Source organism: Lentzea sp. HUAS12 (genome assembly GCF_024125735.1).
GTDB classification, from domain to species: domain Bacteria; phylum Actinomycetota; class Actinomycetes; order Mycobacteriales; family Pseudonocardiaceae; genus Lentzea; species Lentzea albida.
The window spans coordinates 2,118,704-2,142,679 of the sequence record NZ_CP099738.1 but is presented as its reverse complement, the minus strand read 5'-3'; the positions used below and the strand labels follow the sequence as shown (position 1 = coordinate 2,142,679).

27 protein-coding genes are annotated in these 23,976 nt (G+C 70.9%); 9 read left to right on the top strand and 18 right to left on the bottom strand.

The features are described from left to right. The first annotated feature begins 46 nt into the window (after window positions 1-46). Window positions 47-874, top strand: coding sequence for a M55 family metallopeptidase (locus tag ND450_RS09215; protein WP_253325720.1), 828 nt, complete (start codon window positions 47-49; stop codon window positions 872-874). Here ND450_RS09215 and ND450_RS09210 read toward each other — a convergent pair whose 3' ends face one another. Together ND450_RS09210 and ND450_RS09205 are read right to left on the bottom strand one after the other, a co-directional pair. Beyond that, a complete protein-coding gene (locus ND450_RS09210; protein WP_253325719.1) occupies window positions 875-1,447 on the bottom strand; it encodes a hypothetical protein in 573 nt (190 codons plus the stop codon). Next, window positions 1,434-2,267: a hypothetical protein gene (locus ND450_RS09205; protein ID WP_253325718.1), complete on the bottom strand. Its 834-nt coding sequence runs from the start codon at window positions 2,265-2,267 to the stop codon at window positions 1,434-1,436. The genes ND450_RS09210 and ND450_RS09205 overlap by 14 nt, the downstream gene beginning before the upstream one ends. Before the next feature lie 72 nt (window positions 2,268-2,339). Here ND450_RS09205 and ND450_RS09200 point away from each other — a divergent pair, with 72 nt between their 5' ends. Further along, the gene (locus tag ND450_RS09200) at window positions 2,340-3,626 is read left to right on the top strand and encodes a M20/M25/M40 family metallo-hydrolase (RefSeq protein ID WP_253325717.1); all 1,287 of its coding nucleotides are present in this window, start codon (window positions 2,340-2,342) and stop codon (window positions 3,624-3,626) included. Here ND450_RS09200 and ND450_RS09195 read toward each other — a convergent pair. From ND450_RS09195 to ND450_RS09180, 4 genes are all read right to left on the bottom strand, one after another. Continuing rightward, window positions 3,576-4,103 (bottom strand): pyridoxamine 5'-phosphate oxidase family protein, encoded by a 528-nt coding sequence (locus tag ND450_RS09195; protein WP_253325716.1) that lies wholly within the window; start codon window positions 4,101-4,103, stop codon window positions 3,576-3,578. The two genes, ND450_RS09200 and ND450_RS09195, sit on opposite strands and share 51 nt — an antisense overlap. A gap of 52 nt (window positions 4,104-4,155) precedes the next feature. Continuing rightward, on the bottom strand, window positions 4,156-4,731 hold the full coding sequence (locus ND450_RS09190; protein WP_253325715.1) for a pyridoxamine 5'-phosphate oxidase family protein: 576 nt from the start codon (window positions 4,729-4,731) through the stop codon (window positions 4,156-4,158). Between the two features lie 68 nt (window positions 4,732-4,799). After that, a complete protein-coding gene (locus tag ND450_RS09185) occupies window positions 4,800-5,378 on the bottom strand; it encodes a DinB family protein (protein WP_253325714.1) in 579 nt (192 codons plus the stop codon). A gap of 69 nt (window positions 5,379-5,447) precedes the next feature. Next, entirely contained in the window at window positions 5,448-6,161 is a 714-nt protein-coding gene (locus tag ND450_RS09180) for a class I SAM-dependent methyltransferase (protein ID WP_253325713.1), read from the bottom strand. 105 nt (window positions 6,162-6,266) lie between these two features. Between ND450_RS09180 and ND450_RS09175 the strand changes: the two genes are divergently transcribed. Further along, complete coding sequence (locus ND450_RS09175; RefSeq protein ID WP_253325712.1) at window positions 6,267-7,925, top strand: M14 family metallopeptidase; 1,659 nt, start codon at window positions 6,267-6,269, stop codon at window positions 7,923-7,925. 9 nt (window positions 7,926-7,934) lie between these two features. On the opposite strand, the gene ND450_RS09170 is transcribed toward ND450_RS09175, so the two are convergent. Further along, window positions 7,935-9,146 carry an FAD-dependent monooxygenase gene (locus tag ND450_RS09170; protein ID WP_253325711.1) on the bottom strand — a complete coding sequence of 404 codons (1,212 nt, stop codon included), beginning with the start codon at window positions 9,144-9,146 and terminating at the stop codon, window positions 7,935-7,937. 86 nt (window positions 9,147-9,232) lie between these two features. Between ND450_RS09170 and ND450_RS09165 the strand changes: the two genes are divergently transcribed. Next, complete coding sequence (locus tag ND450_RS09165) at window positions 9,233-9,763, top strand: TetR/AcrR family transcriptional regulator (RefSeq protein ID WP_089920746.1); 531 nt, start codon at window positions 9,233-9,235, stop codon at window positions 9,761-9,763. Window positions 9,764-9,978: 215 nt separating this feature from the next. Then, window positions 9,979-10,743 (top strand): alpha/beta fold hydrolase, encoded by a 765-nt coding sequence (locus ND450_RS09160; RefSeq protein WP_253325710.1) that lies wholly within the window; start codon window positions 9,979-9,981, stop codon window positions 10,741-10,743. Here the strand turns inward: ND450_RS09160 and ND450_RS09155 are convergent. From ND450_RS09155 to ND450_RS09140, 4 genes are all read right to left on the bottom strand, one after another. Further along, a complete protein-coding gene (locus ND450_RS09155) occupies window positions 10,740-11,264 on the bottom strand; it encodes a TetR/AcrR family transcriptional regulator (RefSeq protein ID WP_371927760.1) in 525 nt (174 codons plus the stop codon). The genes ND450_RS09160 and ND450_RS09155 overlap by 4 nt on opposite strands. Window positions 11,265-11,293: 29 nt before the next feature. Further along, window positions 11,294-12,361 carry an agmatine/peptidylarginine deiminase gene (locus tag ND450_RS09150; protein WP_253325708.1) on the bottom strand — a complete coding sequence of 356 codons (1,068 nt, stop codon included), beginning with the start codon at window positions 12,359-12,361 and terminating at the stop codon, window positions 11,294-11,296. 78 nt (window positions 12,362-12,439) lie between these two features. Beyond that, window positions 12,440-13,228, bottom strand: coding sequence for a pentapeptide repeat-containing protein (locus tag ND450_RS09145; RefSeq protein ID WP_253325707.1), 789 nt, complete (start codon window positions 13,226-13,228; stop codon window positions 12,440-12,442). A gap of 6 nt (window positions 13,229-13,234) precedes the next feature. Then, window positions 13,235-13,639 (bottom strand): helix-turn-helix domain-containing protein, encoded by a 405-nt coding sequence (locus ND450_RS09140; protein WP_253325706.1) that lies wholly within the window; start codon window positions 13,637-13,639, stop codon window positions 13,235-13,237. 48 nt (window positions 13,640-13,687) lie between these two features. On the opposite strand from ND450_RS09140, the gene def reads away from it, so the two are divergent. Beyond that, on the top strand, window positions 13,688-14,266 hold the full coding sequence (def, locus tag ND450_RS09135) for a peptide deformylase (RefSeq protein ID WP_253325705.1): 579 nt from the start codon (window positions 13,688-13,690) through the stop codon (window positions 14,264-14,266). Here the strand turns inward: def and ND450_RS09130 are convergent. The 3 genes from ND450_RS09130 to ND450_RS09120 all read right to left on the bottom strand — a co-directional run bounded on the left by ND450_RS09130 (window position 14,206) and on the right by ND450_RS09120 (window position 16,494). Then, window positions 14,206-15,213, bottom strand: coding sequence for a hypothetical protein (locus ND450_RS09130; RefSeq protein WP_253325704.1), 1,008 nt, complete (start codon window positions 15,211-15,213; stop codon window positions 14,206-14,208). The genes def and ND450_RS09130 overlap by 61 nt on opposite strands. 288 nt (window positions 15,214-15,501) lie before the next feature. Continuing rightward, complete coding sequence (locus ND450_RS09125; RefSeq protein WP_253325703.1) at window positions 15,502-15,915, bottom strand: VOC family protein; 414 nt, start codon at window positions 15,913-15,915, stop codon at window positions 15,502-15,504. 87 nt (window positions 15,916-16,002) lie between these two features. After that, window positions 16,003-16,494 carry a MarR family winged helix-turn-helix transcriptional regulator gene (locus ND450_RS09120; protein ID WP_253325702.1) on the bottom strand — a complete coding sequence of 164 codons (492 nt, stop codon included), beginning with the start codon at window positions 16,492-16,494 and terminating at the stop codon, window positions 16,003-16,005. Window positions 16,495-16,554: 60 nt separating this feature from the next. Here ND450_RS09120 and ND450_RS09115 point away from each other — a divergent pair, with 60 nt between their 5' ends. Continuing rightward, window positions 16,555-17,748, top strand: a complete 1,194-nt coding sequence (locus ND450_RS09115) for an FAD-dependent monooxygenase (RefSeq protein WP_253325701.1) — start codon at window positions 16,555-16,557, stop codon at window positions 17,746-17,748. A gap of 16 nt (window positions 17,749-17,764) precedes the next feature. Then, the gene (locus tag ND450_RS09110) at window positions 17,765-18,937 is read left to right on the top strand and encodes an epoxide hydrolase family protein (protein WP_253325700.1); all 1,173 of its coding nucleotides are present in this window, start codon (window positions 17,765-17,767) and stop codon (window positions 18,935-18,937) included. 19 nt (window positions 18,938-18,956) lie between these two features. On the opposite strand, the gene ND450_RS09105 is transcribed toward ND450_RS09110, so the two are convergent. From ND450_RS09105 to ND450_RS09095, 3 genes are read right to left on the bottom strand one after another with little or no spacing between them, the layout of a single operon-like run. Next, window positions 18,957-21,128, bottom strand: coding sequence for a xanthine dehydrogenase family protein molybdopterin-binding subunit (locus ND450_RS09105; protein WP_253325699.1), 2,172 nt, complete (start codon window positions 21,126-21,128; stop codon window positions 18,957-18,959). Continuing rightward, window positions 21,125-22,087 (bottom strand): xanthine dehydrogenase family protein subunit M, encoded by a 963-nt coding sequence (locus tag ND450_RS09100; protein WP_253325698.1) that lies wholly within the window; start codon window positions 22,085-22,087, stop codon window positions 21,125-21,127. Before ND450_RS09100 ends, ND450_RS09105 begins: the two co-directional genes overlap by 4 nt. Continuing rightward, window positions 22,074-22,532 (bottom strand): (2Fe-2S)-binding protein, encoded by a 459-nt coding sequence (locus ND450_RS09095; RefSeq protein WP_253325697.1) that lies wholly within the window; start codon window positions 22,530-22,532, stop codon window positions 22,074-22,076. Before ND450_RS09095 ends, ND450_RS09100 begins: the two co-directional genes overlap by 14 nt. 120 nt (window positions 22,533-22,652) lie before the next feature. Between ND450_RS09095 and ND450_RS09090 the strand changes: the two genes are divergently transcribed. Beyond that, a complete protein-coding gene (locus tag ND450_RS09090) occupies window positions 22,653-23,219 on the top strand; it encodes a TetR/AcrR family transcriptional regulator (protein ID WP_253325696.1) in 567 nt (188 codons plus the stop codon). A 9-nt stretch (window positions 23,220-23,228) separates the two neighbouring features. Here ND450_RS09090 and ND450_RS09085 read toward each other — a convergent pair whose 3' ends face one another. Next, window positions 23,229-23,972, bottom strand: a complete 744-nt coding sequence (locus ND450_RS09085; RefSeq protein WP_253325695.1) for a M15 family metallopeptidase — start codon at window positions 23,970-23,972, stop codon at window positions 23,229-23,231. Window positions 23,973-23,976: the final 4 nt, after the last annotated feature.

Below are 23,976 nucleotides of genomic sequence, written 5' to 3'. Positions count from 1 at the left end.
CACGAAAACCCCTCTTCCCCAGCAGCCCGCCGCTAACTTACCGAGTGTGCGGATCATGATCTCGGCGGACATGGAAGGCGCCACCGGAGTCACCTGGACCGGGGACGTCGTTCCCGGCACCGAGCAGTGGCAGCGGTTCCGGCGCCTGTTCACGGCGGACGTCAACGCCTGCGTGACCGGCCTGCTCGCGGGCGGCGCCACGGAGGTGCTCGTCAACGAGGCCCACTCCTCGCAACGCAACCTCCTGCTCGAAGACCTCCACCACGGGGCACGCCTGCTCACCGGCCGCCACAAACCGCTGTCGATGATGCAAGGTATCGACTCCGGAGTGGACGGTGTCGTCTTCCTCGGCTACCACACCGCCGCGGGCACCCGAGGCGTGCTCGCCCACACCTACATGGAGAACTCCATCACCGGCGTGTGGCTCGACGGCGTCCTCGCCTCCGAGGGACGGCTCAACGCCGCCCTGGCCGCCGAACACGGCGTTCCCGTGCTGCTCGTGACCGGTGACGACCTCACCTGCGCCGACGCCGCCTCCTACGCCACCACCGCGTGGACGGTGGCCGTCAAGGAATGCGTCTCGCGCTACGCCGCCGTGTGCCTGCCACCCGCCGTGACTTCTTCACAGATCACAGAAGCCTCGACCGCCTCCATGGCCTCGGCCGGGCGCACCGAAGGTGTGGTGGCACCTCACCGGATCGAGGTGGAGTTCGATGCCTCGCACCTCGCGGACGCGGCCGCCGTCGTGCCGACCGTGGAGCTGATCGGCGTGCGGCGGGTCGGGTTCGACGCCGTGTCCATGACCGACGCCATGAAGGCCTTCAAGGTCGTCACCCACATCGCGGGGGCGGCGATGGAGGACGTGTACGGCTGACTACAGGCCCGCGAGCCGCAACAGCCGTTCCCTCTGCTCCACCGGCAGCCGCGGCGAACGGGCCGCACGCTCGACGGTCGCGCGGTCGGAGTCGTCGAGCAACGCGAGCAGCGCCTCCACGGGCAGATCGCGGTGGCCCGCGACCGCGCACCGGACAGCGGCGTCGGGATCGGTGGCCAGGCGGGCGGCGACCTCCGCGGGCAGATCGGGGTCGCGCGGCGCCAGGCACCGCATCCGCGGGTCCTCGTCGGCGGCGAAGCGGCGCAACACCTCCGCGGGGAACGTCAGCACGTCCGCCGGCCGCCACGGGGAGAACTTCGTGTCCGCGGGATCGAACTCGCGTTCCAGGCGCTCCGCGGCCGCCGCGTCCACCAGGTGCGGGGCGTGCTCGGCCATGACCCACCGGACGTCGTGCTCGACGTCGGCGAGCAGCCGGGCCACCGCCTCCGCCGGCAACGCCTCACCACTGGAGGCCGCTGACGCGCGGAAACACGGGTACGGGGAGTCGACGTGAGGCGCCGGGTCGGCCCGCACCCAGTCCAGGCGCAGCATCCGCAGTTCACCGGCCGCCACCACCCGCTCGACCTGCTCGGCGTCGCCCAGCGGGTCGAACGACAGGGGCGCGGAGCCGACCTGGGCGTGGATGGCCGCCCGCAGCGGTTCGGGGGTGTCCTGCCGCCCGAACACCCCGACCCTGACCTGCGGGTTCGGATCCGCGCCGAGCGCGTCGCGCAGCTCCGGCGGCAACCGCGAGTTCGGCCCGGACGTCGGGGTCGGGGTCCTGGGAGAGCCGGTGCGCGGTCGCGTCGCCGAGGGTGAGGTGGCGGATCGTCCCGGCTCTGGTGACCGGATCGGCGAGCAGGGCGGGGACCAGGTCGGGCGGTGGTGCCTGGTGCGTCGAGCACGCCGCCTCGCGGACGGTGGCGTCCGGGTCGGTCAGCAGGGTGCGCCGCACGTGCTCGGGCGCGGCCGGCCAGTGGCCGGCCAGCTCCGCCCTGACCTGCGCGCTCGGGTCGGTGGCGAGCCGTGCCCGCAGGTCGTCGGGCACGGCGCTGTTGCGGACGAGGTGCCTGCGGGGCTCCGGTTCGAGATCGGCCAGCAGCAACTCGACCACCTCACGCGACGTGCCCTGGACACAGCCCGCGGCGACACCGGCCCGCACGGAGGTGTCGGAATGGCGTGCCAGCCGCAACCGGGACGAGCCGGGCAGGCTCTCGTTCATCGTCAGCTGCCGCAGCAGCCGGGGCCGGCCGGTGGCGATCATCTCGTCCACCACCTCCGGGGTCAGGTCCGGCCGTGTCCCCACCGCGTCGTGAGCGATCAGCCGCCGGACCATGGCCGCGGACAGCGCCGGGTTCAGCGCGAGCCCTTCCAGGGCGTTCTGCAGGTGCACCGGCGTCCCGCCAAGTCGATCGGCACAGGCCCATGACGATTCCACACGACGGCGGCGGATACGGTGAGATCCATGGCGCTCGACGTCGCGCAGGTGTGCGCGCAGCTGATCCGCTTCGACACCACCAACCGCGGCGGTGGCGACTCCGCGGGCGAACGGGAGGCCGCCGAACACGTCGCGGCGCTGCTGCAGGACAGCGGGGTGCCGCCGACGCTGCTCGAACCGGCGCCGCGGCGCACCAACGTCCTGGCCCGCGTCCACGGCACCGATCCGTCGCTGCCCGCCGTGCTGGTCCAGTGCCACCTCGACGTCGTGCCCGCCGACCCGGCCGAGTGGAGCTTCGACCCGTTCGCCGGGGAGGTGCGCGACGGGTTCGTGCACGGCCGGGGCGCGGTGGACATGAAGGACATGGCCGCGATGACGCTCGCCGTGCTCGACCGCTGGCACGCCGAGGGGCGCCGCCCGCGCCGGGACGTGGTGCTGGCGTTCGTCGCCGACGAGGAGGACCAGGGCGCCTACGGGGCGCATTGGCTCGTGGAGCACCACGCCGCGCACTTCGCCGGGGTGCAGGCGGCGATCAGCGAGTCCGGGGCGTTCTCCTACGACGTCGGCGGCGTGCGGCTCTACCCGGTCGGCACCGCCGAACGCGGCACCTCGCACATGAAGCTCACCGCCACCGGACGCGCCGGGCACGGGTCGCGGCGCAACGACGAGAACGCGGTCACCGCGCTGGTCACGTCCCTCGCGCGGATCGCGGCGTTCCGGCACCCGGTGCGGCTCACCCCGACCGTCGAGGCGTTCCTCGTGGGCGTGGGCAAGGCGCTCGGGGTGGAGGTCGACCTCGACGACGTCGACGGCACGCTCGCCCGTCTCGGCCCGGCGGCGAAGCTGGTGGAGAACACCGTGCGCTGCTCGACCACGCCGACGATGCTGTCCGCCGGCTACAAGGTCAACGTCATTCCCGGCACCGCCACCGCGCAGCTCGACGTCCGCACCCTGCCCGGCACCGTCGACGAGCTCGTCGCCGACATCGACTCACTGCTCTCACCCGGCGTGACCCGCGAGTTCCTCGAACACCAGCCGCCCGTCGAAGCCCCGGTCGACACGCCCTGGTTCACCGCCATGGCCGACGCCCTGCGCGACGAGGACCCGGCCGCGCACGTCGTGCCCTACTGCCTGGGCGGCGGCACCGACGCCAAGGCCTTCAGCCGGCTCGGCATCCACTGCTACGGCTTCTCACCGCTGCGGCTGCCCGCCGGGTTCGACTACCGCGCGATGGCCCACGGCGTCGACGAACGCGTCCCCGTCTCAGGCCTCGAGTTCGGCGTGCGCGTGCTGGACCGCTTCCTGTCGCGCTGACCGGCGCTGCACCAGTTCCTGCACCGCGCTGGGCAGCGTCGTCTCGAAGTCGATCAGCTTCGCCCACGTCGGCGTCACCACGATCCGCACCATGCCGTCGTAGAGCGAGCGGACCTCCCGCTCCCACCCCACCCGCTGCTCGGCGGTCATCTCGTAGCTGCCGTTCATCCGCAGGTACTCGTCCGGGATGCCGTCGACCACGTCCAGCTCGACCGTGCCGCGGATCAGCAGGATCTTCGGCGGGTGCACCTCGGTGTCGATCGTCAGCGCCACCGCCGGGTTCGCCCGCAGCGCGTGCAGCTTCGGCGCGTTCGTCGACGTGCACAGCACCAGCCGCTCACCGTTCCAGTCGAACGCGATCGGCACCGTCCGCGGTGTGCCGTCCTTCGCCACGTACGCCAGCCGGCACAGGTCGCGGTGCAGCAAGTCCCTGCTGTACGGCCGGTTCAGCACCTCGGTGATCTCGCTCTTCGTCATCGTCATGCCCCCGGGACGAAGCCACGACGACGTTCTCGACATCACCCGCGCATCAGCGCGGCGGCAACGGCAGCGGCACGGCGGGCAGGCCGTCGATGCTCGCGATGTTGTACGGCTTCTTGTTCGTGTACTCGCGGAACTCGTCATCGGTCTTGCGCCCGAAGTAGTCCGCGTGCAGGTCCCGTTCCGACCGGTAGTCCATGAACGGCACCGCGAACCCGCACGTGTCGCTGATCAGCTCCGCCGTCACCACGACCACCGCCCGCAACGCCGGTGCGTCCGCCTCCCCGAACCCCGCCACCAGCGCGGCGAACCGCGGGTCGTCGCGGAACACCGGGTCACCGCGCCCGTGCACGCGCACGATGTTCGGCGGACCCTCGAACGCGCACCACATCAACGTGATCCGGCCGTTCTCCCGCAGGTGCGCGATCGTCTCCGCGTGGCTGCCGCCGAAGTCGAGGTAGGCCACCGTGCGGTCGTCGAGGATCCGCAGCGTGCCCTGACGGCCCTTGGGCGAGAGGTTGACGTGCCCGTCCCCGGCCAGCGGCGCACTGGCCACGAAGAACACCTTCTGCTCCTCGATGAACTTCCACAGCCGCGGCTCGATGCGCTCGTATTCCTTACCCATGCCCCGCAGTATTGATCGTTCCCGCCGCCCTGTCAGCCGCGATTCCAGCACGTGAACGGCCTGGCTTCCTACGCCTGTCCCGACGCCTTGCGCGCCTGCGCCTCCACCCGGTTCCAGTACGCCTGCCAGTCCTGCTCCGGCAGGTTCGAGCCGCCCGCCCGCAGCCCGGCCACCCCGTCGAGGCCCTCCCGCAGGATGTCCGCGTGCCCGGCGTGCCGGTTGACCTCCGCGATCTCGTGCACCAGCAGCAGGTGCAACGTCACGTACTTGTGCTCCTCCGGCCACCACGGCACCACACCCGGCGCGTCCAGCGGCAGCTCCTCGATCGTGGTGTCCGCGAACGCCGTCGCCCGCGCGAACATGCCCAGCACGTCGTCGCGGGACTCGTCCGCGGTGGCGAACATGTCCGCGTTCGGGTCGGCGTCGAGGTCGAACGGCGCCTTCTCCGGGAACGGGCGGCCCAGGCAGTCACCGAAGTAGCCCGCCTCGACCCACGCCAGGTGCTTGGCCAGGCCCAGCAGGTTCGTGCCCGTCGGGGTGAGCGGGCGGCGCACGTCGTACTCCGAGAGGCCCTCGAGCTTCCACAGGAACGACTCGCGGGCGGTCCTGAGGTAGCGGTGCAGGTCGGCTTTGGGATCTGAGGCCATGCCCGTCACCCTGTCAGAGCGCGCCCGGCCGCGACGGCGATTTCCCGCAGCCGGGCGCGCCGACGCGCCTCAGCCGGCGTCGAGCACCAGCAGGTCCAGGTGGTCGACCACCGGACCGGTCTCCACCGCCGCAGCCGCCACCAACCGCTCCCGGCCCGCCTCGAACTCCTGCACCGACAGCGACCGCAGCAGCGTGTCCGCCTCCCGCCGCACCGTCGCCGCCTTGGCCGACAGCGACGGCGCCGTCACCTGACCCACCGGCTCGAGCCGCGCCACGGCGAACCCCAGCCCGTCCGCCACCTCGGCCACCGTCGGGAACCCGGACATCCCGCGCACGGCCTCCGGGAAGAACCGGAACAACCCGATCCCGTCGTGCCGCTCGCGGAACAACGACCGCAGCACCACCACACCACCCGGCCGCAGCACCCGCCGCAGTTCACGCCCGGCCGCGGGCAGGTCCCGCACGTGGTGGACCACCGTCGACATCCACACCACGTCCACCGACGCGTCCGGCAGCGGAATCGCCGCGGCGTCCCCGGTCAGCATCGGCATCCCCGACGCCGCACGCATGTCCTCCGACGGCTCCACGGCCACCACGGACACCTCCGGGAACCACTGCGCGAACGCCCGCACGAACAACCCCGTTCCCGCGCCCAGGTCCAGCACCACCCGTCCCGGCCGCAGGTACGGCTCCACCGCCTCCCGCCACGCCGCCAGCCCCTCGAACGAAATCTCGCGGGCCACCCGGTACGCGGAGGCCTCCACTGCGTCGTAGCGCGTCATCCCACCAGCCAACCCCATACGAATGGCGGGCTGACAGTGAGCCTTCACACGGACTAAACATTGCGGAGCCATGACCCTGCACGTGGTACGAAAGGGTTGCCCTGCATGCGAAAGAGCCATCTCAGACCCCTGATCGGGGTCACCGTCGCCGCGAGCGTCGTGTTCGCCATGGGAGGCGTGCCCACCGGCGCGGCACCCGGCGCCGAGGAGTCGTCGACGAACTACCAGGTCAGCAACGTTCGCACCGCTGAACAGCGCTCCAAGCTCGCCAAGTCCGGTGCCGCCATCGACTCGGTCGAGGAACACGGCATCGTCGTGATCACCGCGACCGGCCGCGAGGCGAAGAGCCTGCGCGCACAGGGCTTCGAGGTCACCGAACTGCCCAAGCGGATGGAGGCGAACGCGGCCGTCGGCCCGTTCGACTTCCCCGCCGCGGACTCGAACTACCACAACTACGCCGAGATGACGACGGCGATCAACAACGCCGTCGCGGCGTACCCGAACCTGATCAGCAAGCAGGTCATCGGCAAGTCCTACGAGAACCGCGACATCGTCGCCCTCAAGATCAGCGACAACGTCGGCGTCGACGAGAACGAGCCGGAGGTGCTGTTCACGCACCACCAGCACGCCCGTGAGCACCTCACCGTCGAGATGGCGCTGTACCTGATCAACCAGTTCACGACCCAGTACGCGACCGACGCGCGCATCAAGGGCCTCGTGGACACCCGCGAGATCTGGATCATCCCGGACGTCAACCCCGACGGCGGCGAGTACGACATCGCGACCGGCAGCTACCGGTCGTGGCGCAAGAACCGGCAGCCCAACGCCGGTTCCAGCAACGTCGGCACCGACCTCAACCGCAACTGGAACTACAAGTGGGGCTGCTGCGGCGGTTCCAGCGGCAGCACCGGGTCGGAGACCTACCGCGGGCCGAGCGCGGAGTCCGCGCCCGAGGTGAAGGTCGTGGCCGACTTCGTGCGCGGCCGCAACGTCGGCGGCAAGCAGCAGATCACCGCGTCCATCGACTTCCACACCTACAGCGAGCTCATCCTGTGGCCGTGGGGCTGGACCTACGACGACGTCGCGCCCGGCCTGACCCAGGACCAGCGCGACACGTTCGCCACCATCGGCCAGTCCATGGCGCAGACCAACGGCTACACGCCCGAGCAGTCCAGCGACCTCTACATCACCGACGGGTCGATCCCGGACTGGCTGTGGGGCACGCAGGGCATCTTCGCCTACACCTTCGAGATGTACCCCGGCAGCGCCGGCGGTGGCGGTTTCTACCCGCCCGACGAGGTGATCCCGGCGCAGACCTCCCGCAACAAGGAGGCCGTGCTGCAGCTGCTCGACCGCGCCGACTGCCCGTACGAGGCCATCGGCAAGGAAGGCCAGTACTGCGGCACCACGCCGCCGCCCACCGGCAAGTACTTCGAGAACGCCACGGACTTCCAGATCCGCGACAACACCACGATCAACTCCCCGATCGCGGTGACCGAGGTGACCGGCAACGCGCCGTCGACGCTCAAGGTCGCCGTGGACATCAAGCACACCTACCAGGGCGACCTGAAGGTGGACCTGATCGCCCCGGACGGCACCGTTTACGTCCTGCACAACCGCTCCGGCGGCGGCACGGACAACATCAACACCACCTACACCGTCAACGCCTCCAGCGAGGTCGCCAACGGCACCTGGCAGCTGAGGGTCAACGACAACGCCAACCAGGACACCGGCTACCTCGACAAGTGGAGCCTGCAGTTCTGACCTGAGGGTTCAGGGCGCCGGTACGCCGGCGCCCTGAACCCCGTAGTCGCGCACCCGCATCGAGTCGTGCATCCGCACACCCCGCGAGTTCAGCCTGGCCAGCGGCCGCACCAGCCACGACGGCAACGCCGTGAGCAGCTGCGCGCCCCGCGTCAGCCCCCACACGCCCAGCCGTGACGCCGGGATCAGCGTCTTCGCCACCCCGAGCGCGAACGCCCTGCTGCGATGCACGATGTCGCGCATCTCGTGCTCGTAGCGCGCGAACGCCGCCTCGTGATCGACCCCCGCGCCCAGCTCACCGGCCAGCACGTACGCGCCCAGCACCGCGAGGCTCGTGCTGCCGCCGATCGCCGGCCCCGGGCAGTACCCGGCGTCGCCGACCAGCGCCACCCGCCCGCGTGACCAGGTGTCCTCCCGCAGCTGCGTGATCGAGTCGAAGTAGAACGCCCGCCCGGAGTCCAGGTGCGACAACCACCCGTCCACCTGCGGGTGCAGCCCCGCGAACGCCTCCCGCAGCAGCTCCTTCTGCCGCGGCACGTCGCGGTGGTGGTAGGTGAGCTCCGAGGAGCGGAACAGGAACACCGCCCGCGCGTCGTCCAGGTGCCGCGCCCCGTACACCGCCGCACTGCGCCCCGGCCCGATGTGCCCGGTCATCGCCCCCGGCACCCCCAGCTCCCGCGGCACGGACAACACCGCCAGATACGCCCCCACGAACGTCTTCGCGACCTCGCCGAACACCAGCCGCCGCACCGTCGAGTGCAGCCCGTCCGCCCCGACGACCAGGTCGAACCGCCGCGGCGCGCCGCTGTCGAACGTCACGTCGCCGTCGTCGCCGATGGAGGCGATCGAGTCGCCGAACACGTACTCGACGTCCGCGCGGGTGGCGTCGTAGTAGATCTCGCTCAGGTCGTCGCGCATCACCTCGACGTGCCGGTCCGACGCGGCCGCGAACAGCTTCGTCGCGTCCACGCCGATCGGCCTGCGCGTGCCCTCGCGCACGAACGCCAGCCGCGTGGTCCCGGTCGCCAGCGCCTCGATCCGCGGCAGCACGCCCATGCGTTCGGAGATGTCCATCGCCGGCTTGAACAGGTCCACCGCGTGCCCACCGGTCTTGCGCAGCACCGGCGACCGTTCCACCACCGTCACCTGGTGCCCGTTGCGCACGAGCCAGTAGGCGAGCACCGGACCGGCGATGCTGGCTCCAGAAACGAGTATCCGCACGTCACGCCTCCTTACTTAACGGTCGGTAAGCCAGAGTGCTCGACTCTAGCACCGTGACTTACCGACCGTTAAGTAAGATTCGGCACGTGGCCAAGTCCGACACCAAGCAACGCATCCTGCAGACGGCACGCGAGCTGTTCGCGACCAAGGGCGTGCAGCAGACCAGCCTCCAGGAGATCGCCGACCGCCTCGGCATCACCAAACCCGCGCTCTACTACCACTTCGCCTCACGCGAGGAGCTCGTCCGCAGCATCGTCACCCCGCTGCTCGACGACGGCGAGGGGTTCCTCGCGCGCATGGAGGCCAGAGCCGAGGTGCCGGTGACCGAGCTGGTCGAGGGCTTCTTCGACTTCCACCACCGCCACCGCAAGGACATGATGCTGCTGCTCACCGAGCTGACCACGCTCGCGGAGCTCGGCCTCATCGACGTCGTGCTGTCCTGGCGCGCCCGCCTCACCCTGCTCGTGTACGGCCCGGAAGCGACGCTGGAACAGCAGGCCCGCGCCGTGCTGGCGTTCGGCGGCATGCAGGACTGCACCATGCAGTTCCCCGACGCGCCCGTGGACGAGCTGCGCGCGGCGACCGTGACGGCGGCACGCGCGGCCCTCGGACTCTGAGGCCGAGGCCAAAAGCCGCCGTTCGGTCGCTGTCGGTCCGCGCCACAAAGGACGAACATCACGCGGTGCTCCCGTTCGGGAGCGCTACCAGGCCGCCCTAGGATTCAGCCACACCCACGCGGCTCGTCGATCAGCCGAGAACGGACTCTCGAATCCGCCCTCGGCCGATCCGGCCGCGGGGTAGGGTCCGCACACCGATTACCGCCGGGAGAGACATGCGTGCCGTCGAGATCAGACCTGGGGTCCGGATCCGCTGGGTCGAGGTGCCGGGCGCCACGCCGGCCCGCGTCTACCTGCACGGTCTGGGCGCCTCGTCCGCTCCCTACTACGCCGAGGCGGTCGCGCACCCGCTGCTCGCGGGCCGCCGCAGCCTGATGATCGACCTGCTCGGCTTCGGCATCAGCGACAGGCCCAGCGGTTTCGCCTACTCCCTCGAAGGCCACGCCGACGCCCTCGCCGTGTCGCTGGCCAAGATCGGGCTGCGCCGCAGCGAGATCATCGGCCACAGCATGGGCGGCGCCGTCGCCATCGTGCTCGCCGCGCGCCACCCCGAGATGGTGCGCTCGCTCGTGCTCGTCGACCCGACCATCGACCCCACCACCCCGTCGCTCGGCGCGCCCGGCAGCCGGGGCATCGCCGCCTACAGCGAGGCCGACTTCCTCAGCCACGGCTTCGACCGCGTCCTGCGCGACGTCGGTCCCCACTGGGCCGCCACCATGCGCATGGCCGGCCGCGAGGCCCTCTACCGCAGCGCCGTCGACCTCGTGCGCGGCACCTCGCCCACGATGCGCAAGCTGTTGCTGGAACTGGAGATCCCGCGCGTCTACCTCTACCCGGAGGACGCGCCGCCCAGCGGCGGCCGCGAGCTCGCCGGCGCCGGTGTCCAGCTCGTGTCCGTGCCGAACACCGGCCACAACATCATGATCGACAACGTCGACGGCTTCGCGCGCGCCGTCGCCCAGCAGCGCCTGTCGGTCTAACCCAGCTCCCGCTCGACCGCGCCGGTCAGGAGTTCCCGCGCACGCAGCAAGGTGAGCGAGCCGCTGTGCCAGCGCTCGCTCAGACCCTCGACCAACGCCGTGAGCCGCTCGGCCACCGCGGCGGCGTCCACGTCCGGATCCGCCTGGCGCACAAGGATTTCGACGTCGGAGTTCCACGCCTCGGTGGTCGTCCGCAACGTCTCGCGCAGCTCGGGGTGGAACGCCGCGCTGGCCCGCAGCTCACCCCACGCGATGCTGGTCTCCCGCACGACGTCGACGTCCTGCAGCTCCGCCAGCAGCATCTGCTCGACCCGCACGCGCGGATCGGCGGACTCCACCTCGTCGGTGTAGGCCTGCGCGCGGTGGTTCACGTGCTCCAGCGCGGCCCGCAGGATCCCGGCGCGGTCCTTGAAGTGGTAGTAGATCAACGCCGTGGACACCCCGGCCTCCGCGGCGAGCTTCTCGACGCGCAATCCGCGCACGCCGTCCTGCGCGATCACGCGCACCGCGGCCTCGAGCATCTGGGTCCTGCGCTGCGACACCGGCTCCCTCACTTCGGTTCCTGCTGCGTCGTGCAGTGGATCCCGCCACCACCCGACGCGATCCCGTCGATGTTGATCTGCACCACCGTACGTCCGGGGAACAACCGCTCGAGCGTCGCCTTCGCCGCGGCGTCGGTGCGCCGGTCCCCGAACTCCGGCCCGACCACCGCCCCGTTGCACACGTAGAAGTTGATGTACCCGGCCGCGAAGTCGTCGTCGCGCACCCGCACCGTGTCCGGCCCCTCCAGCACCTCGACCCGCAACGGCCGCCCGGCCGCGTCGGTGGCACCCCGCAGGACCTCCAGGTGACGGCGCGTCACCTCGTAGTCGAACGACTCGGGGTCGTTGTCCAGCCCTGCCACCACCACACCGGGCCCGGCGAAGCGCGCGTAGAAGTCGGTGTGGCCGTCGGTGATGTCGCGCCCGGCGATCCCGGGCAGCCAGATCACCTTCCTGATGCCGAGCAGGTGCGCGAGCTCCTCCTCGACGTCGCTCTTCTTCCAGCCGGGGTTGCGGTTGGAGTTGAGCACGCAGCTCTCGGTGATGATCGCCGTGCCCTGACCGTCGACCTCCAGCGCACCACCCTCCAGCACGAGATCTGTGCGCACCCGCTCCGCGCCGGCCCTCCCGGCGACGAACCCGGCGACCTTCGCGTCGCAGCGGTGCTCCTGCTTGCCACCCCAGCCGTTGAAGTTGAAGTCGACCGCGCCGCCGCCGCGCACGAACACCGGCCCGGTGTCACGCATCCACAGGTCGTCGAGCTCCGCGGTGACCAGCTCGACCCCCGGCATCATCGACCGCGCGAGCTCCAGGTCCTCGGCGCGCACGAGCATCGAGACGGGCTCGAACCGGGCGATCGTGGTCGCGATCGCCGCCTGGTCGCGCCGCACCTGCGGCAGCAGGTCACGGCCCCAGATCCGCTCACCGGCCGCGAACGCCATCCAGGTCCGCCGGTGCGGCTCACCCTCCTCGGGCATCACCCAGGACCGGGCCGCACTCGTGGTGCCGGACGTGCAGCCGGCGAGCAGACCGCTGATGACGGTGGCCGCGGACTGGACGAAGTTGCGCCTGTTCATACCCGCACGGTAATCCTGACTGAAATTTCAGTCAAACCGAAGCCGCTGGCAGGAGCACTGGATCACTCGATGGTGAGGTCAGCGGCGCCTAGTCGGCCGCGTCTGCCAGTGCGCGGGACGCGACAGCGCGGCCGGCAGCTTAGTGCGGGCGTCACCCCGCGCGGCGTTGACCTGGGGCTGGGTCAGGAACAGGCACGTGCCGAGGTCGGCGCCAGACAGGTCGGCTCCCCGCAGGTCGGCGCCGATCATGTCCGCCCGGGACAGGTCCGCGTTCGTCAGGTCGGCACCGATCAGGTACGCGCCGCGGAAGTCCGCGGCGGTGAGGTTCTTGTTGCGCAGCCGGGCGCCGATGAGGTCGGCACCGCGGTACGACTTCGCGCTGGTCCGCAGCCGTTCGCTGGTGCGCAGCAGCAGGACGTTCACCTTCGCGCGGATCTCCGCGACGTCGAGCGCCAGGACGGCCTCGGGTGCGGCGACGGTGTGCTGCTCGACCTCGGTGTACGCCGAGGCCAGGTCGTCGTGCGGGTCGAGGCGCTGTGCTTCGGCGAGGTACCAGAGCAGTTCGTGCAACTGCCTGACCAGCGGGAACACCGCGAACATCTGCTGCCGCCCGGCGGTGCGCCAGTCGACGCCGGCGAAGGTCGTCTGCGAGACCTTCTGACCCGCGCCGAAGCAGTCGTAGACGGTGCAGCCCGCATAACCCTTGGACCGCAACGAGTCGTGGATGCCGCAGCGGTGGTCGGCCAGCAGGTTCCGGCAGGGTGTGCCCGCGTCCTTGGTGGCGGCGAAGTCGGCCGACTTGGCGAACGGCAGTGCGACGCAGCACAACCCGAAGCAGTTGGCGCAGTCGCCCTTCAACTCGTCCATCGCTGCTCAGCGTACTGGGTCGCCGCTGAGCAGCCGGACCTCCGCGGTGACGGCCACCGCGCCGGGCGGGCGGGTGCCCCGGTCGCGGTAGCGGAACAGCAGGCGCCGGATCGACGCGCTGATCTCCGCCATCTCCTGCGGCGTGACGTGGACGAGCGTGCTGAACGACTCGTCCGCCGCCGGCTCGTCGTCGCTCTCCCAGCGCAGCTGCCACGGACGCGCCTTGCCGCCCTGGTGCGGCGCCTCCTCGATCAACCCCAGCTCAGCGAGTTTGCGCAGGTGAAACGAACACAGCCCGGAACTCTCGCCCAGCCGCGCGGCGGCCTGGGTGGAGGTCAGCGTGCCGTGTTCGGCGAGCAGGTCCAGCAGCGCGAGGCGCACGGGGTGGTCGGGGAGCGGCCGTCGGGACATGGGCACCACCCTACCGATTGCTTTGCAAACACTGCTACTTTGCAAAGCATGTCCGACCGAGGCACACCGCGCCGCATCACCGTCGTGGGCGAAGAGATCCTGACCCGCCGCTGCCGCGCGGCCACCGAGTTCGGCACGCCCGAGCTCTCCCGGCTGATCGACGACATGTTCGCCACCAACCACGTGGCCGAGGGCGCCGCCATCGCCGCCAACCAGGTGGGCGTCGACCTGCAGCTGTTCGTGTGGGACATGACCGACGAGTGGGGCACCCACCACGTCGGCCACATCCTCAACCCCGTCCTCGACGACCTGCCCTCCGGCCGGCGCACACTCCTCGAGGAACCGGAGGGGTGCCTGTCGGTGCCGGGCCCGTACCGCGTGGTCGCCCGTCCTGACCGCGCCGTCGTGCGCGGTGTCGACCAGCACGGTGACCCGGTCGTCGTCGAGGGCAGGGGCTACTTCGCCCGCTGCCTGCAACACGAGACCGACCACCTGCACGGACGCCTCTACCTGGACCGGCTCACCCAGCGCGAACGCAAGTCCGCGCTCCGGGAGATGGCCGCCTCTCAGGACGAGGTCTTCGCCCGCCGCGCCGCCCGCAGCTCCTCGGCGGCCTCGTCCAGCTGACGTTCCGCGCGCTCGGCACGGGTCAACGTCTGGGCCCGCGCGTCCTCCACCACGGCCAACGTCTGCCGCACCGCCGCGACCTGGTCCGCACCCTCCTGCCGGACCTGCGCCAGCCGCGCCTCGAACTCACCGCGCGTCCGCTCCAACTCGGCCCGCGCGTCCGCGGCCGCCTGCTCGGCGCGTTCGGCCCGCACCACGGCCTGATCACGCGCCTTCGCGGCCCGGCTCACCGTCTCGGCTGACTCCGCGCGCGCCTTCTCGACCTGCACCGCCGCCTCGCCGCGAGCCTGCCCGGCCGACTGTTCCGCGGCCAGCACCGCAGCCTCGGCCCGGTCTGTCACGGCCCGTGCCTCCGCACGCACCCGCTCGACCTCCGCCTGGGCCTCAGCGCGCGCGTGCTCTACCTTGGTCCGAGCTTCGGCGCGCGCCTGCTCGATCTCCTTCGCCGCCTGCCGGCGGGCCTGTTCCGCGTGCTTGACCGCGTCGGCTTTCGCCTGCTCCGCCTCGGCCCGGATCTCCTCGACCACCGCGGCCGCCTGCACCCTGACCTCGGCGATCTCCGCCTCGGCCCGTTCGGCGGCGGCCCGCGCGGCCTCCCTGGCCTCGTCCCGCTCGCTGATGGCGGTGTCCACGGCGTCGTCCGCTTCCTCCGCCGCACGCACCGCCTGCTCCGTCGTCTCCTCGGCGGCCTTGCGCGCCTGCTCCGCGTCGTGCCGACGGCGCTCGGCGGAGGCCAGTTCCGCCTGAGCCTCCGCGACCCTGCGGGCGGCCTCGGCCTCGGCGGCCTGGATCTGGCTCTCGGCGACGCTCGGATCGGCCATGGCGTTCAGCTCGCCGACGGCCCTCCCGAGCGTCTGCGTCATCTGCTCCGACAGCACCCGGAAGCGGTCGAGGAGCTCTTCAGCCCTGATCTTGGCGGTACCGGAGACCCTCGGGAGATTCGTCACGGTGACGACCTCCAGGTTTTGCTCGGGGGTTTCCGCCAGCCGTTGCCGCTCCCTCCACGCACGCCACCGCGTGTGCTCCGGCAGATCGCAGTACTCCGAGGGCCTGCCAGGCCCTCCACCTCGAAAAACGGGGCGTTCACAGCCGGGAAAGTTGCAGCTCGTCTCCACGCGGATATCGTAGCAGAATTACGTGTGCACTAACGTTATCCAACGCAACGCAACTCAATTGAGCACGAAGAAGCTGGCCGCCGATAAGTGAACATTATCGGCGGCTAGACACGGACGGAGTCAGCCCTCGTACGCGGCGATGACATCGACGATCCACGTGACGCCGAAGCGGTCGGTCAACTTGCCGTAGAGGGGCGAAAACACGGAGGGCCCCAGAGGCACCTCGACGGAGGCCTCCACGGAGAGGCCCTCCCAGTACCGGGTGATCTCCCCCGCGTCGGAACTGCGCAGCGCGAAGAAGAACTCGTTCTCGCCCCGGCTCCACGGCCTGTCGTGCTGCACGTCGTAGGCCATGACGTGAAAACCGCTGGGAGCCTGCACCTGGCCCCAGACGATCTGCTCGGGGTCCTGACCGGCGAGGGAGTCGCCGTACGGCACGAGCACGATCTCGCCCCCGAACACCGACTGGTAGTACTCCAACGCCGCACGGGCGTCGCCGCGGAAGTTGAGGTGCAGGGCGCTGATCACGCTCACGGTCGTCTCCTTGAACTGGGTGTACGACCACAGTCGCAGGAGTAGCGGACAGAGAACGTCCGGTACTAGGAAGAAGACGAGCGCTGGTCAGCTCTCGCGGCCGAGGCGCAGGTTCGCCTCGTCGGCGGCCGCCGTCATCCGCGCCAGAAAGGTCGCCACGGCGGTGAGCTCGTCCGGCGGCGTCGTGCGCAGGACGGTCGCGATCTCGGTGCCGGCGAGCCCGAGGAACTGCCGGGCCCGGTCGCGCGCGGCCGCTGTCGGCCGGAGGGTGACGCGGCGGCGGTCGGCGTTCTCCCTGCTGCGGTGGACGTGACCCGCGGCTTCGAGCCGGTTGAGCAGGATCGTGGTCGCGCCGGTGGTCATGCCGAGCTGCCGGGCGAGCTGCGCCGGGGACAGCGGGGTGCCCGCCTCGGCCGCCCAGATGATCTGCCCCAGGGCGTTGGCGTCGGTGCCCGGCAGCCGCATCCAGGCGGCGAGGTGCTGGTTGAGCTCGCCGAAGTCGACGACCCAGTCGCGCAGCCGGTGCATCACCTCGACCTGCGCCGAAGTCCACTGCGCGGTCAACGGGTCGTCTGTCATGCGGGTGCCTTTGCTCCAAAGTAGCTTTGTGGCAAAGCTACCACTGATGGGGAGTTGCAGATGGCTGCACGACACGCGGTGATCTCCGGTGCGAGCATCGCCGGCCTCTCGGCCGCGTTCTGGCTGCGGCGCACGGGCTGGGACGTGACCGTGCTCGAACGCGCCGAGGCCTTCCGCGACGGCGGGCAGAACGTCGACGTCCGCGGCGTGGCACGGGAGGTGCTCGAACGGATGGGGCTGACCGAGGCGGTGAAAGCGCGGAACACCACCGAGACCGGCACGGTCTTCGTCGACGAACGGGGCGAGGTGCTCGCGGAACTGCCCTCCCACGGGCCGGACGGCGCCACCGCCGAACTCGAGGTGCTGCGCGGCGACTTCGCCCGCGTGGTCCTGGAACACCTGCCGGCGGGCGTCGAGATCACCTACGGCGACACGATCTCCGAGGTCGTCTACGACGCCGACGCGGTCACCGTCACGACCGCGTCCGGCCGCGTCCTGACCGCCGACCTGCTGGTGGTCGCCGAGGGAGTCCGGTCCGCCACCCGCGACCGGCTCTTCGGCGACCAGGTCGACCGCCGAGACCTCGGCATCGCCATGGTCTTCGGCACGATCCCACGCACGGCCTCCGACGACAGCCGGTGGCGCTGGCACACCACCACCGGGGGACGGCAGATCCACCTCCGCCCCGACCAGTACGGCACCACCCGCGCGATGCTCGCCTGCACCAGTGAGGCGGACGTCGCCCGGCTCGACCGCGCGGACGCCCTGGCCTGGTTCCGGCAGCGCTACGCCGGCACGGGGTGGGAGACCGGCCGCGTCCTCGACGGGTTCGAGGTCTCCGACGACGTCTACGTCGACCAGCTCACCCAGATCCGCATGCCGGTGTGGCACCGCGGGCGGGTGTGCCTCGCCGGGGACGCCGGCTGGTGCGTGACGCCCATGGGCGGGGGCGGCGCCTCGCTCGCGCTGGTCAGCGGGTACGTGCTGGCGGCGTGCCTGTCGTCGGCGGACCGGTTCGAGGACGGGCTCGTGGCCTACGAGGAGTGGATGCGGCCGTTGGTGGACGACGTGCAGAACTTCCCCGGCTGGCTCGTGCGGTTCGCCTACCCGCAGACCCGGACCGGACTCGCCTTGCGCCGGATCGCCGACAAGGTCGTCACCTCCCGCCTGTTGTCGCCGCTGACGGCGAAGCTCACGCAGGTGGCGGCCACGACCAGGCCTCTTCCGCCCATCGCGGCGAGGCCCCACGTGTGATCACTATCGTCGGGGCGTGACCCTGGAACCCACGCCGATCCACGTGTCCGACGAGGTCCTCGACGACCTGCGCGCTCGTCTGGCGGTGACCCGCCCACCGCTGGACGAGGGCAACGAGGACTGGTCCTACGGCGTCCCCGCGAGTTACCTCGGAGAACTGGTCGCCTACTGGCGCGACGGCTTCGACTGGCGCAGGGCCGAGGCCGCGATCAACGCCTACGAGCACTACGAGGTGACCGTCGCGGGCGTCCCGGTCCACTTCATGCGCAACCCCGGCCGCGGCCGCGACCCGGTCCCGCTGATCCTCACGCACGGCTGGCCGTGGACGTTCTGGCACTGGTCGAAGGTGGTCGACCCGCTCGCCGACGACTTCGACGTGATCGTGCCGTCGCTGCCCGGCTTCGGCTTCCCCGGCCCGCTCACCGGCTTCCCGGACGTCAACTTCTGGAAGGTCGCGGACCTCTGGCACACCCTCATGACCGAGACGCTGGGCCACGAGAAGTACGCCGCGGCCGGCTGCGACATCGGCGGCCTCGTCACCAGCCAGCTCGGCCACAAGTACGCCGGCTCGCTGCACGGCATCCACATCGGCTCCGGACTGCCGCTCGACTTCTTCACCGGTGACCGTGCCTGGGACCTCACCCGAGGCCGCGCACTCCCCGAAGACCCGGACCTGCGCGCCCGCGCGATCGAGCTCGACCACCGCTTCGCAACGCACCTGAACGTGCACATGCTCGACGGCGCCACCCTCGCGCACGGTCTCAGCGACTCCCCCGCCGGCCTGCTCGCCTGGCTGCTGGAGCGCTGGAACGCGTGGAGCGACGGCGACCTCGAGTCCGTCTTCACCAGGGACGACCTGCTCACGCACGCGACGATCTACTGGGCGACCAACTCCATCGGCACGTCCCTGCGCTACTACGCCAACGCCAACCGCTACCCGTGGACCCCCGCCCACGACCGCGTTCCGGTCGTGGAGGCGCCGGTCGGGCTCACGTTCGTCGCCTACGAGAACCCGCCCGGCGTCCACACCGCCTCGCACCGCGTCGAGGCGTTCAAGTCCGGACCGATGGCCGGCTACTTCAACCACGTCAACGTCAACGCCCACGAGCGTGGTGGTCACTTCATTCCGTGGGAGAACCCCGAGGCGTGGGTGAGCGACCTGCGCCGCACGTTCCACGGCCGGACGTGACGTCCGGCCGTGGAGTCGCTCAGTCGATCAGCAGGTCCTCGATGGTGATGGGGATGTGCCGGACGCGGATGCCGGTGGCGTTGTAGACCGCGTTGGCGACGGCCGCCGCCATCCCGACGATGCCGACCTCGCCGACGCCCTTGGCGCCGAGGGCGTTGTGCAGGGTGTCCGGGTGGTGCACGAACTCGACGTCGACGTTCGGGATGTCGGCGTTGACCGGTACCAGGTAGCCCGCGAAGTCCCCGTTGGCGAGCCGCCCGTTCTCCTCGAACTCCAGGGCCTCGTGCAGGGCCGCCGAGACGCCCCAGATCATGCCGCCGGCGATCTGGCCGCGGGCCGTCTTCTCGTTGATGATCCGGCCCGCGTCGAACACGCCGAGCATGCGCGTCACCCGTGCCTCCCGGGTCCACCGGTGCACCCTGACCTCGCAGAACTGGGCGCCGAACGAGCCGAAGGAGTGCTTGGTGACCTCCTCGCCGGGTGCGGAGGTCCCCGTGGCGGTCAGCGACTCGCGGCCCAGCGCGTGCAGGAGTTCACCGAACGGCATCGTGCGGCCGCCGCCCACCACCGCGCCGCCCTCGTAGGACGCCTCGACGCCCTCGAACGGTGCGCCCGGCGCCGTGGCCAGGCCGAGCAGGTCGTCGATCACCTGGGCGGCCGCGACCATGACCGCGGTGCCCGCGCTCGCCGTGCCGGTCGAGCCGGCCGAGAACCCGCCCGCCGGGTAGGTGGAGTGGCCGAGCCGGGGCGTGACGCGGTCGGTCGCGATGTCCAGGGACTCGCCGCTCACCTGCGCGAGCACCGTCAGCAGACCGGTTCCCGGGTCGGCGCCGCTCGTGGAGACCACCGCGGTGCCGTCGGCGCGCAGCGTGAGCTCGACCGAGGCCGGGAAGCGTCCCGCGGGGAACAGCGCGCTGGCCGTGCCCATCCCGACGAGCCAGTCGCCTTCGGTGCGCCCGCCTGGGGTGCGTTCGCTCCAGCCGAACCGGTCGGCGCCGATGCGGAAGCACTCGTCGAGGTGCTTGCTCGACCACTGCAGGTCCTTGCCGATCGGTGCCGTGGAGGCGTTGCGCAGGCGCAGTTCGATCGGGTCCACGTCCAGGGCGACCGCGAGTTCGTCCATCGCGCTCTCCAGGGCGAACGACCCCGGTGCCTCGCCGGGCGCCCGCATGAACGTCGTCGGCGGCAGGTTCAGCGGCACGATCTTCTGGCTCAGCGACAGGTTCGGTGTCGTGTAGTACTGCCCCGAGGTGCCCTGTCCGGTCGGCTCGACGAACGAGCGGTCCATCGCGGTGCTGCACCAGGAGTCGTGCCGCACGGCGATCAGCGTGCCGTTCTTGTCGGCGCCGAGGGTGAGCTTCTGCACGGTCGAGGCGCGGCCCGCGGTGGCGGTGAAGACCTGTTCCCTGGTCAGTGCCGCCTTGACCGGACGCCCGAGCGCCCTGGACGCGGCCGCGGCGAGGAACGCGGGCGCGGACGTGCGCCCCTTGCCGCCGAAGGCACCGCCGACGAACGGGTTCACCGCGCGGACCCGGTCCCCGTCGACGCCCAAGGCGCCGGCCAGTTCGTCTGCCTGGAGGTTCGACGCCTGGTTGCCGCTGTACACGGTCAGCACGCCCTCCTCCCACGTGGCGATCGCGGAGTGCGGTTCCATCGCGGCGTGGTTCTGGGGCGCCGTGCTGTAGGTGGCCTCGACGACGACCGGGCTCGCCGCGATCGCGTCGTCGATGGAGGCGACGCCGTCCGCGAGCAGTTCCAGCGCCGCCTGCGAACCGAACCGCGACGGGGGCGGGTCCTCGGCGGTGGCCATCCCCTCGGTCATCGACGTCACGGCGGGGAGCACCTCGTAGGTGGCGTCGACCAGCATGGCCGCGTCACGGGCCTGCTCGAAGGTCTCCGCGATCACGACACCGATCGGCTGGCCGTAGTAGGCGACCTCGCGGTCCTGCAGGGGAACCCATGTCTCCCCTAAGAACGTGCTCGGTTTGTGCAGCACCAACGGGTCGAACGGGGTGTAGACGGCGATCACGCCAGGGGCGTTCTTCGCGCTCGTGACGTCCATGGCCTCGATCCGGCCGTGGGCGATCGTGCTGAGCACCAGGTAGCCGTAGGTCATGTCGGGGAACCAGTGGTCTGCCCCGTACCGCGCCTGGCCGGTGACCTTGAGCGGCGCGTCCACGCGGGCGGTCATCGGAGTTCCCCCTCGGTGAGTTCCAGCAGGGCGCGGATGATCGTCCGCTTGAGCAGTGAGCCCTTGAAAGCGTTGTGGGCCAGCGGCTTGACGCCCTCGGTCGCCTCGGCCGCCGCCTCTTCGAACGAGGCGAGGGTGGCCGGCTTGCCCCGCAGCGCCTCCTCGACGGCGCGCAGTCGCCACGGCACGGTCGCGACGCCACCCGCCGCCACGCGGGCGTCGGTGATGTGCCCGTCCTGGACGTCCAGGGCGACCGCGGCCGAGCACAGCGCGAACTCGTAGGACTGGCGGTCGCGGACCTTGACGTAGGTGGAGCGGCTCGCCCAGTCGAGACGCGGGACGCGCACCTCGGTGATCAGCTCACCGGGACGCAGGTCGTTCTCCACCTCGGGGGTCTCACCGGGCAGGCGGTAGAAGTCGGCCAGCGCGACGACGCGTTCCCCCTCCTCGCTGACCAGCGTGATCTCGGCGTCGAGCGCCACGAGGGCGACCGCGACGTCACTGGCGTGGGTCGCCACGCAGTGCTCGCTGGTGCCGAGGACGGCGTGCATGCGGTTCGCGCCGGTGATCGCCGGGCAGCCGCTGCCGGGGTCGCGCCTGTTGCACGGCATGGCCACGTCGCGGAAGTACGTGCAGCGGGTGCGCTGCAGGAGGTTTCCGCCGATGCTCGCCATGTTGCGCAGTTGCTGCGACGCGCTCAGCAGCAGGGCGCGGGAGACCACCGGGTACACGCCGGGGTGCGCGGCGATGTCGGCCATCCGTTCAAGTGCGCCGAAGCGCAGCCCGTCCGAGGTGTCGATGCCGCGCAACGGGAGGCCGTTGATGTCCAGGACCTGCTGGGGCGTCAGCACGTCGAGCTTCATCAGGTCGACGAGCGTGGTGCCGCCCGCGAGGAACGTGCCCCGCGTGGCGAGGGCGTCGTCGACGGTCGTGGGCGCCGTGAGCTCAAACTGCCGCATTCGCGCTCACCGCCTTCGCCTGTTCGACCGCGGCGACGATGTTCGGGTAGGCCGAGCACCGGCACAGGTTGCCGGACATGAACTCCCGGACTTCGCCGACGTCGTCGCGCACCGCGGCCACCGCCGACAGGATCTGCCCTGACGTGCAGAAACCGCATTGCAGCGCGTCCTGGTCGACGAACGCCTGCTGCACCGGGTGCAGTCCGTCCTCGGTCGCCAGTCCCTCGACGGTGGTGACGGGTTGCCGTACGGTCGCGGCCAGGGTGAGGCACGAGAGCACGGGGCGGCCGCCGACGTGCACCGTGCAGGCACCGCACTGCCCGCGATCACAGCCCTTCTTGGTGCCGGTCAGGCCGAGGCGTTCGCGCAGCGCGTCCTGCAGCGTGACGCCAGGATCGACGGCCAGCTGTTCGGTCCTGCCGTTGACTTCGAGAAAGATGTCCACCGGATCTCTCTTCGTCGCGGTCCGAAACGGATAGTCATCCGCTTCCTTTTTCGAAGGTAGCGGATGAGAATCCGCTGTGCACCGACGTGCTGTCTCAACACGCGACGAGGGGAGGGAGGGATGACGGGATCGGTCAGCCCTCGCAGGGCGGACACCAGGCGCAACCACGAGCGGATCCTCGCGGTCGCGACGGAGTCGCTCCTGAGCTCCGCGGAGCTGTCGTTCAACACGATCGCGAAGAAGGCCGAAGTCGGGGTCGGCACGGTCTACCGCCACTTCCCGACCCCGGAGGCGCTCATCCTGGCGGTCTACGAGCGCGAGTTCAGGCACCTGGTCGACGTGGTGCCCCGCCTGCTCGCCGAGCACCCGCCGCAGGACGCGTTCCGGCGCTGGACGAGCGAGTACCTGGCGCACTACATGATGACCAAGCGCGGCCTGGCCGACGCCATGACGGTCGCGACGAAATCCCCCGCGAAGCTGCCGGCGAACGCGTACGAAGCCCTGGTCGAGGCGGTGTCGGTCCTGGTCGCAGCGAACGTCGCCGCCGGAACCGTGCGCAGCGACCTGGACCCGCAGACGGTCCTGCGCGCGCTGGGAGGACTGTTCTACCTCAGCCCCGCCGAGTCCTGGCGGGAGCAGACCGCGGACCTGGTGGACCTGCTGTGGCGCGGCATGCGCAAGGACTAGCGACCCGGCTCAGCGCGTGACGGGGAAGTCGAAGTAGGTGTCGGGGAACGGCTCGTCGTTCAGCGTGAAGTGCCACCACTCCTCGGGCAGGTTGCGGAACCCGGCCTGCGCCATCGCCGTCTTGAGCAGTTGCCGGTGCGCCTTCGCCTGCCCGGTCACGCGCGGGTCGTCGGTGTGCGAGAGCGTGTCGAAGCAGTCGTAGCCGGTCGCCATGTCGACGGTGTTGTCGGGGAACCGGTCCGGCGCGGCGCAGTCCACCAGCCGCTCCCCCGGCACGTACGGCCGCTGGTACCGGGGCGGCAGCTTCACGATCGTCAGGTCGAGCGTCGACCCGCGGCTGTGGCCGGACTTCTCGGCGATGTAGCCGTCCTCGAACAACCGGGTCTTGTCGACGCGCGGGTAGAACTCGGGCTTCATCCGCTGGTCGCCGAGGTCGCGCGCCCAGCGCACGAAGTGGTCGACGGCGCGCTGCGGGCGGTAGCAGTCGTAGACCTTGAGCGTGTACCCCTGCCGGAGCACCTGGCGCTGCACGGTCCGCAACGCCTTCGCGGCCTGCCTGGTCAGGATGCACAGGGGCGCGCGGTAGCCGTCGACGCGGGTGCCGACGAAGTTGTGCGCGGTGTAGTAGCGGATGTCGTGCCGGATGGTGGGGTCGACGTCGCTCAGCACCACGAAGCCGCTGGTGGCGTGGGCGGGCGTGGCGACCGCGGCGGTCAGGAGCAGGGAGAGCAGCAGGGCTCGCATGGAGCTCATCCAA

Coding starts and splice junctions, on each gene's coding strand:
- ND450_RS09200 (WP_253325717.1), top strand. CDS start 2,340: ATGGCGCTCGACGTCGCGCAGGTGTGCGCGCAGCTGATCCGCTTCGAC.
- ND450_RS09195 (WP_253325716.1), bottom strand. CDS start 4,103: ATGACGAAGAGCGAGATCACCGAGGTGCTGAACCGGCCGTACAGCAGG.
- ND450_RS09190 (WP_253325715.1), bottom strand. CDS start 4,731: ATGGGTAAGGAATACGAGCGCATCGAGCCGCGGCTGTGGAAGTTCATC.
- ND450_RS09185 (WP_253325714.1), bottom strand. CDS start 5,378: ATGGCCTCAGATCCCAAAGCCGACCTGCACCGCTACCTCAGGACCGCC.
- ND450_RS09180 (WP_253325713.1), bottom strand. CDS start 6,161: ATGACGCGCTACGACGCAGTGGAGGCCTCCGCGTACCGGGTGGCCCGC.
- ND450_RS09175 (WP_253325712.1), top strand. CDS start 6,267: ATGCGAAAGAGCCATCTCAGACCCCTGATCGGGGTCACCGTCGCCGCG.
- ND450_RS09160 (WP_253325710.1), top strand. CDS start 9,979: ATGCGTGCCGTCGAGATCAGACCTGGGGTCCGGATCCGCTGGGTCGAG.
- ND450_RS09155 (WP_371927760.1), bottom strand. CDS start 11,264: ATGCTCGAGGCCGCGGTGCGCGTGATCGCGCAGGACGGCGTGCGCGGA.
- ND450_RS09150 (WP_253325708.1), bottom strand. CDS start 12,361: ATGAACAGGCGCAACTTCGTCCAGTCCGCGGCCACCGTCATCAGCGGT.
- ND450_RS09145 (WP_253325707.1), bottom strand. CDS start 13,228: ATGGACGAGTTGAAGGGCGACTGCGCCAACTGCTTCGGGTTGTGCTGC.
- ND450_RS09140 (WP_253325706.1), bottom strand. CDS start 13,639: ATGTCCCGACGGCCGCTCCCCGACCACCCCGTGCGCCTCGCGCTGCTG.
- def (WP_253325705.1), top strand. CDS start 13,688: ATGTCCGACCGAGGCACACCGCGCCGCATCACCGTCGTGGGCGAAGAG.
- ND450_RS09120 (WP_253325702.1), bottom strand. CDS start 16,494: ATGACAGACGACCCGTTGACCGCGCAGTGGACTTCGGCGCAGGTCGAG.
- ND450_RS09115 (WP_253325701.1), top strand. CDS start 16,555: ATGGCTGCACGACACGCGGTGATCTCCGGTGCGAGCATCGCCGGCCTC.
- ND450_RS09105 (WP_253325699.1), bottom strand. CDS start 21,128: ATGACCGCCCGCGTGGACGCGCCGCTCAAGGTCACCGGCCAGGCGCGG.
- ND450_RS09100 (WP_253325698.1), bottom strand. CDS start 22,087: ATGCGGCAGTTTGAGCTCACGGCGCCCACGACCGTCGACGACGCCCTC.
- ND450_RS09090 (WP_253325696.1), top strand. CDS start 22,653: ATGACGGGATCGGTCAGCCCTCGCAGGGCGGACACCAGGCGCAACCAC.
- ND450_RS09085 (WP_253325695.1), bottom strand. CDS start 23,972: ATGAGCTCCATGCGAGCCCTGCTGCTCTCCCTGCTCCTGACCGCCGCG.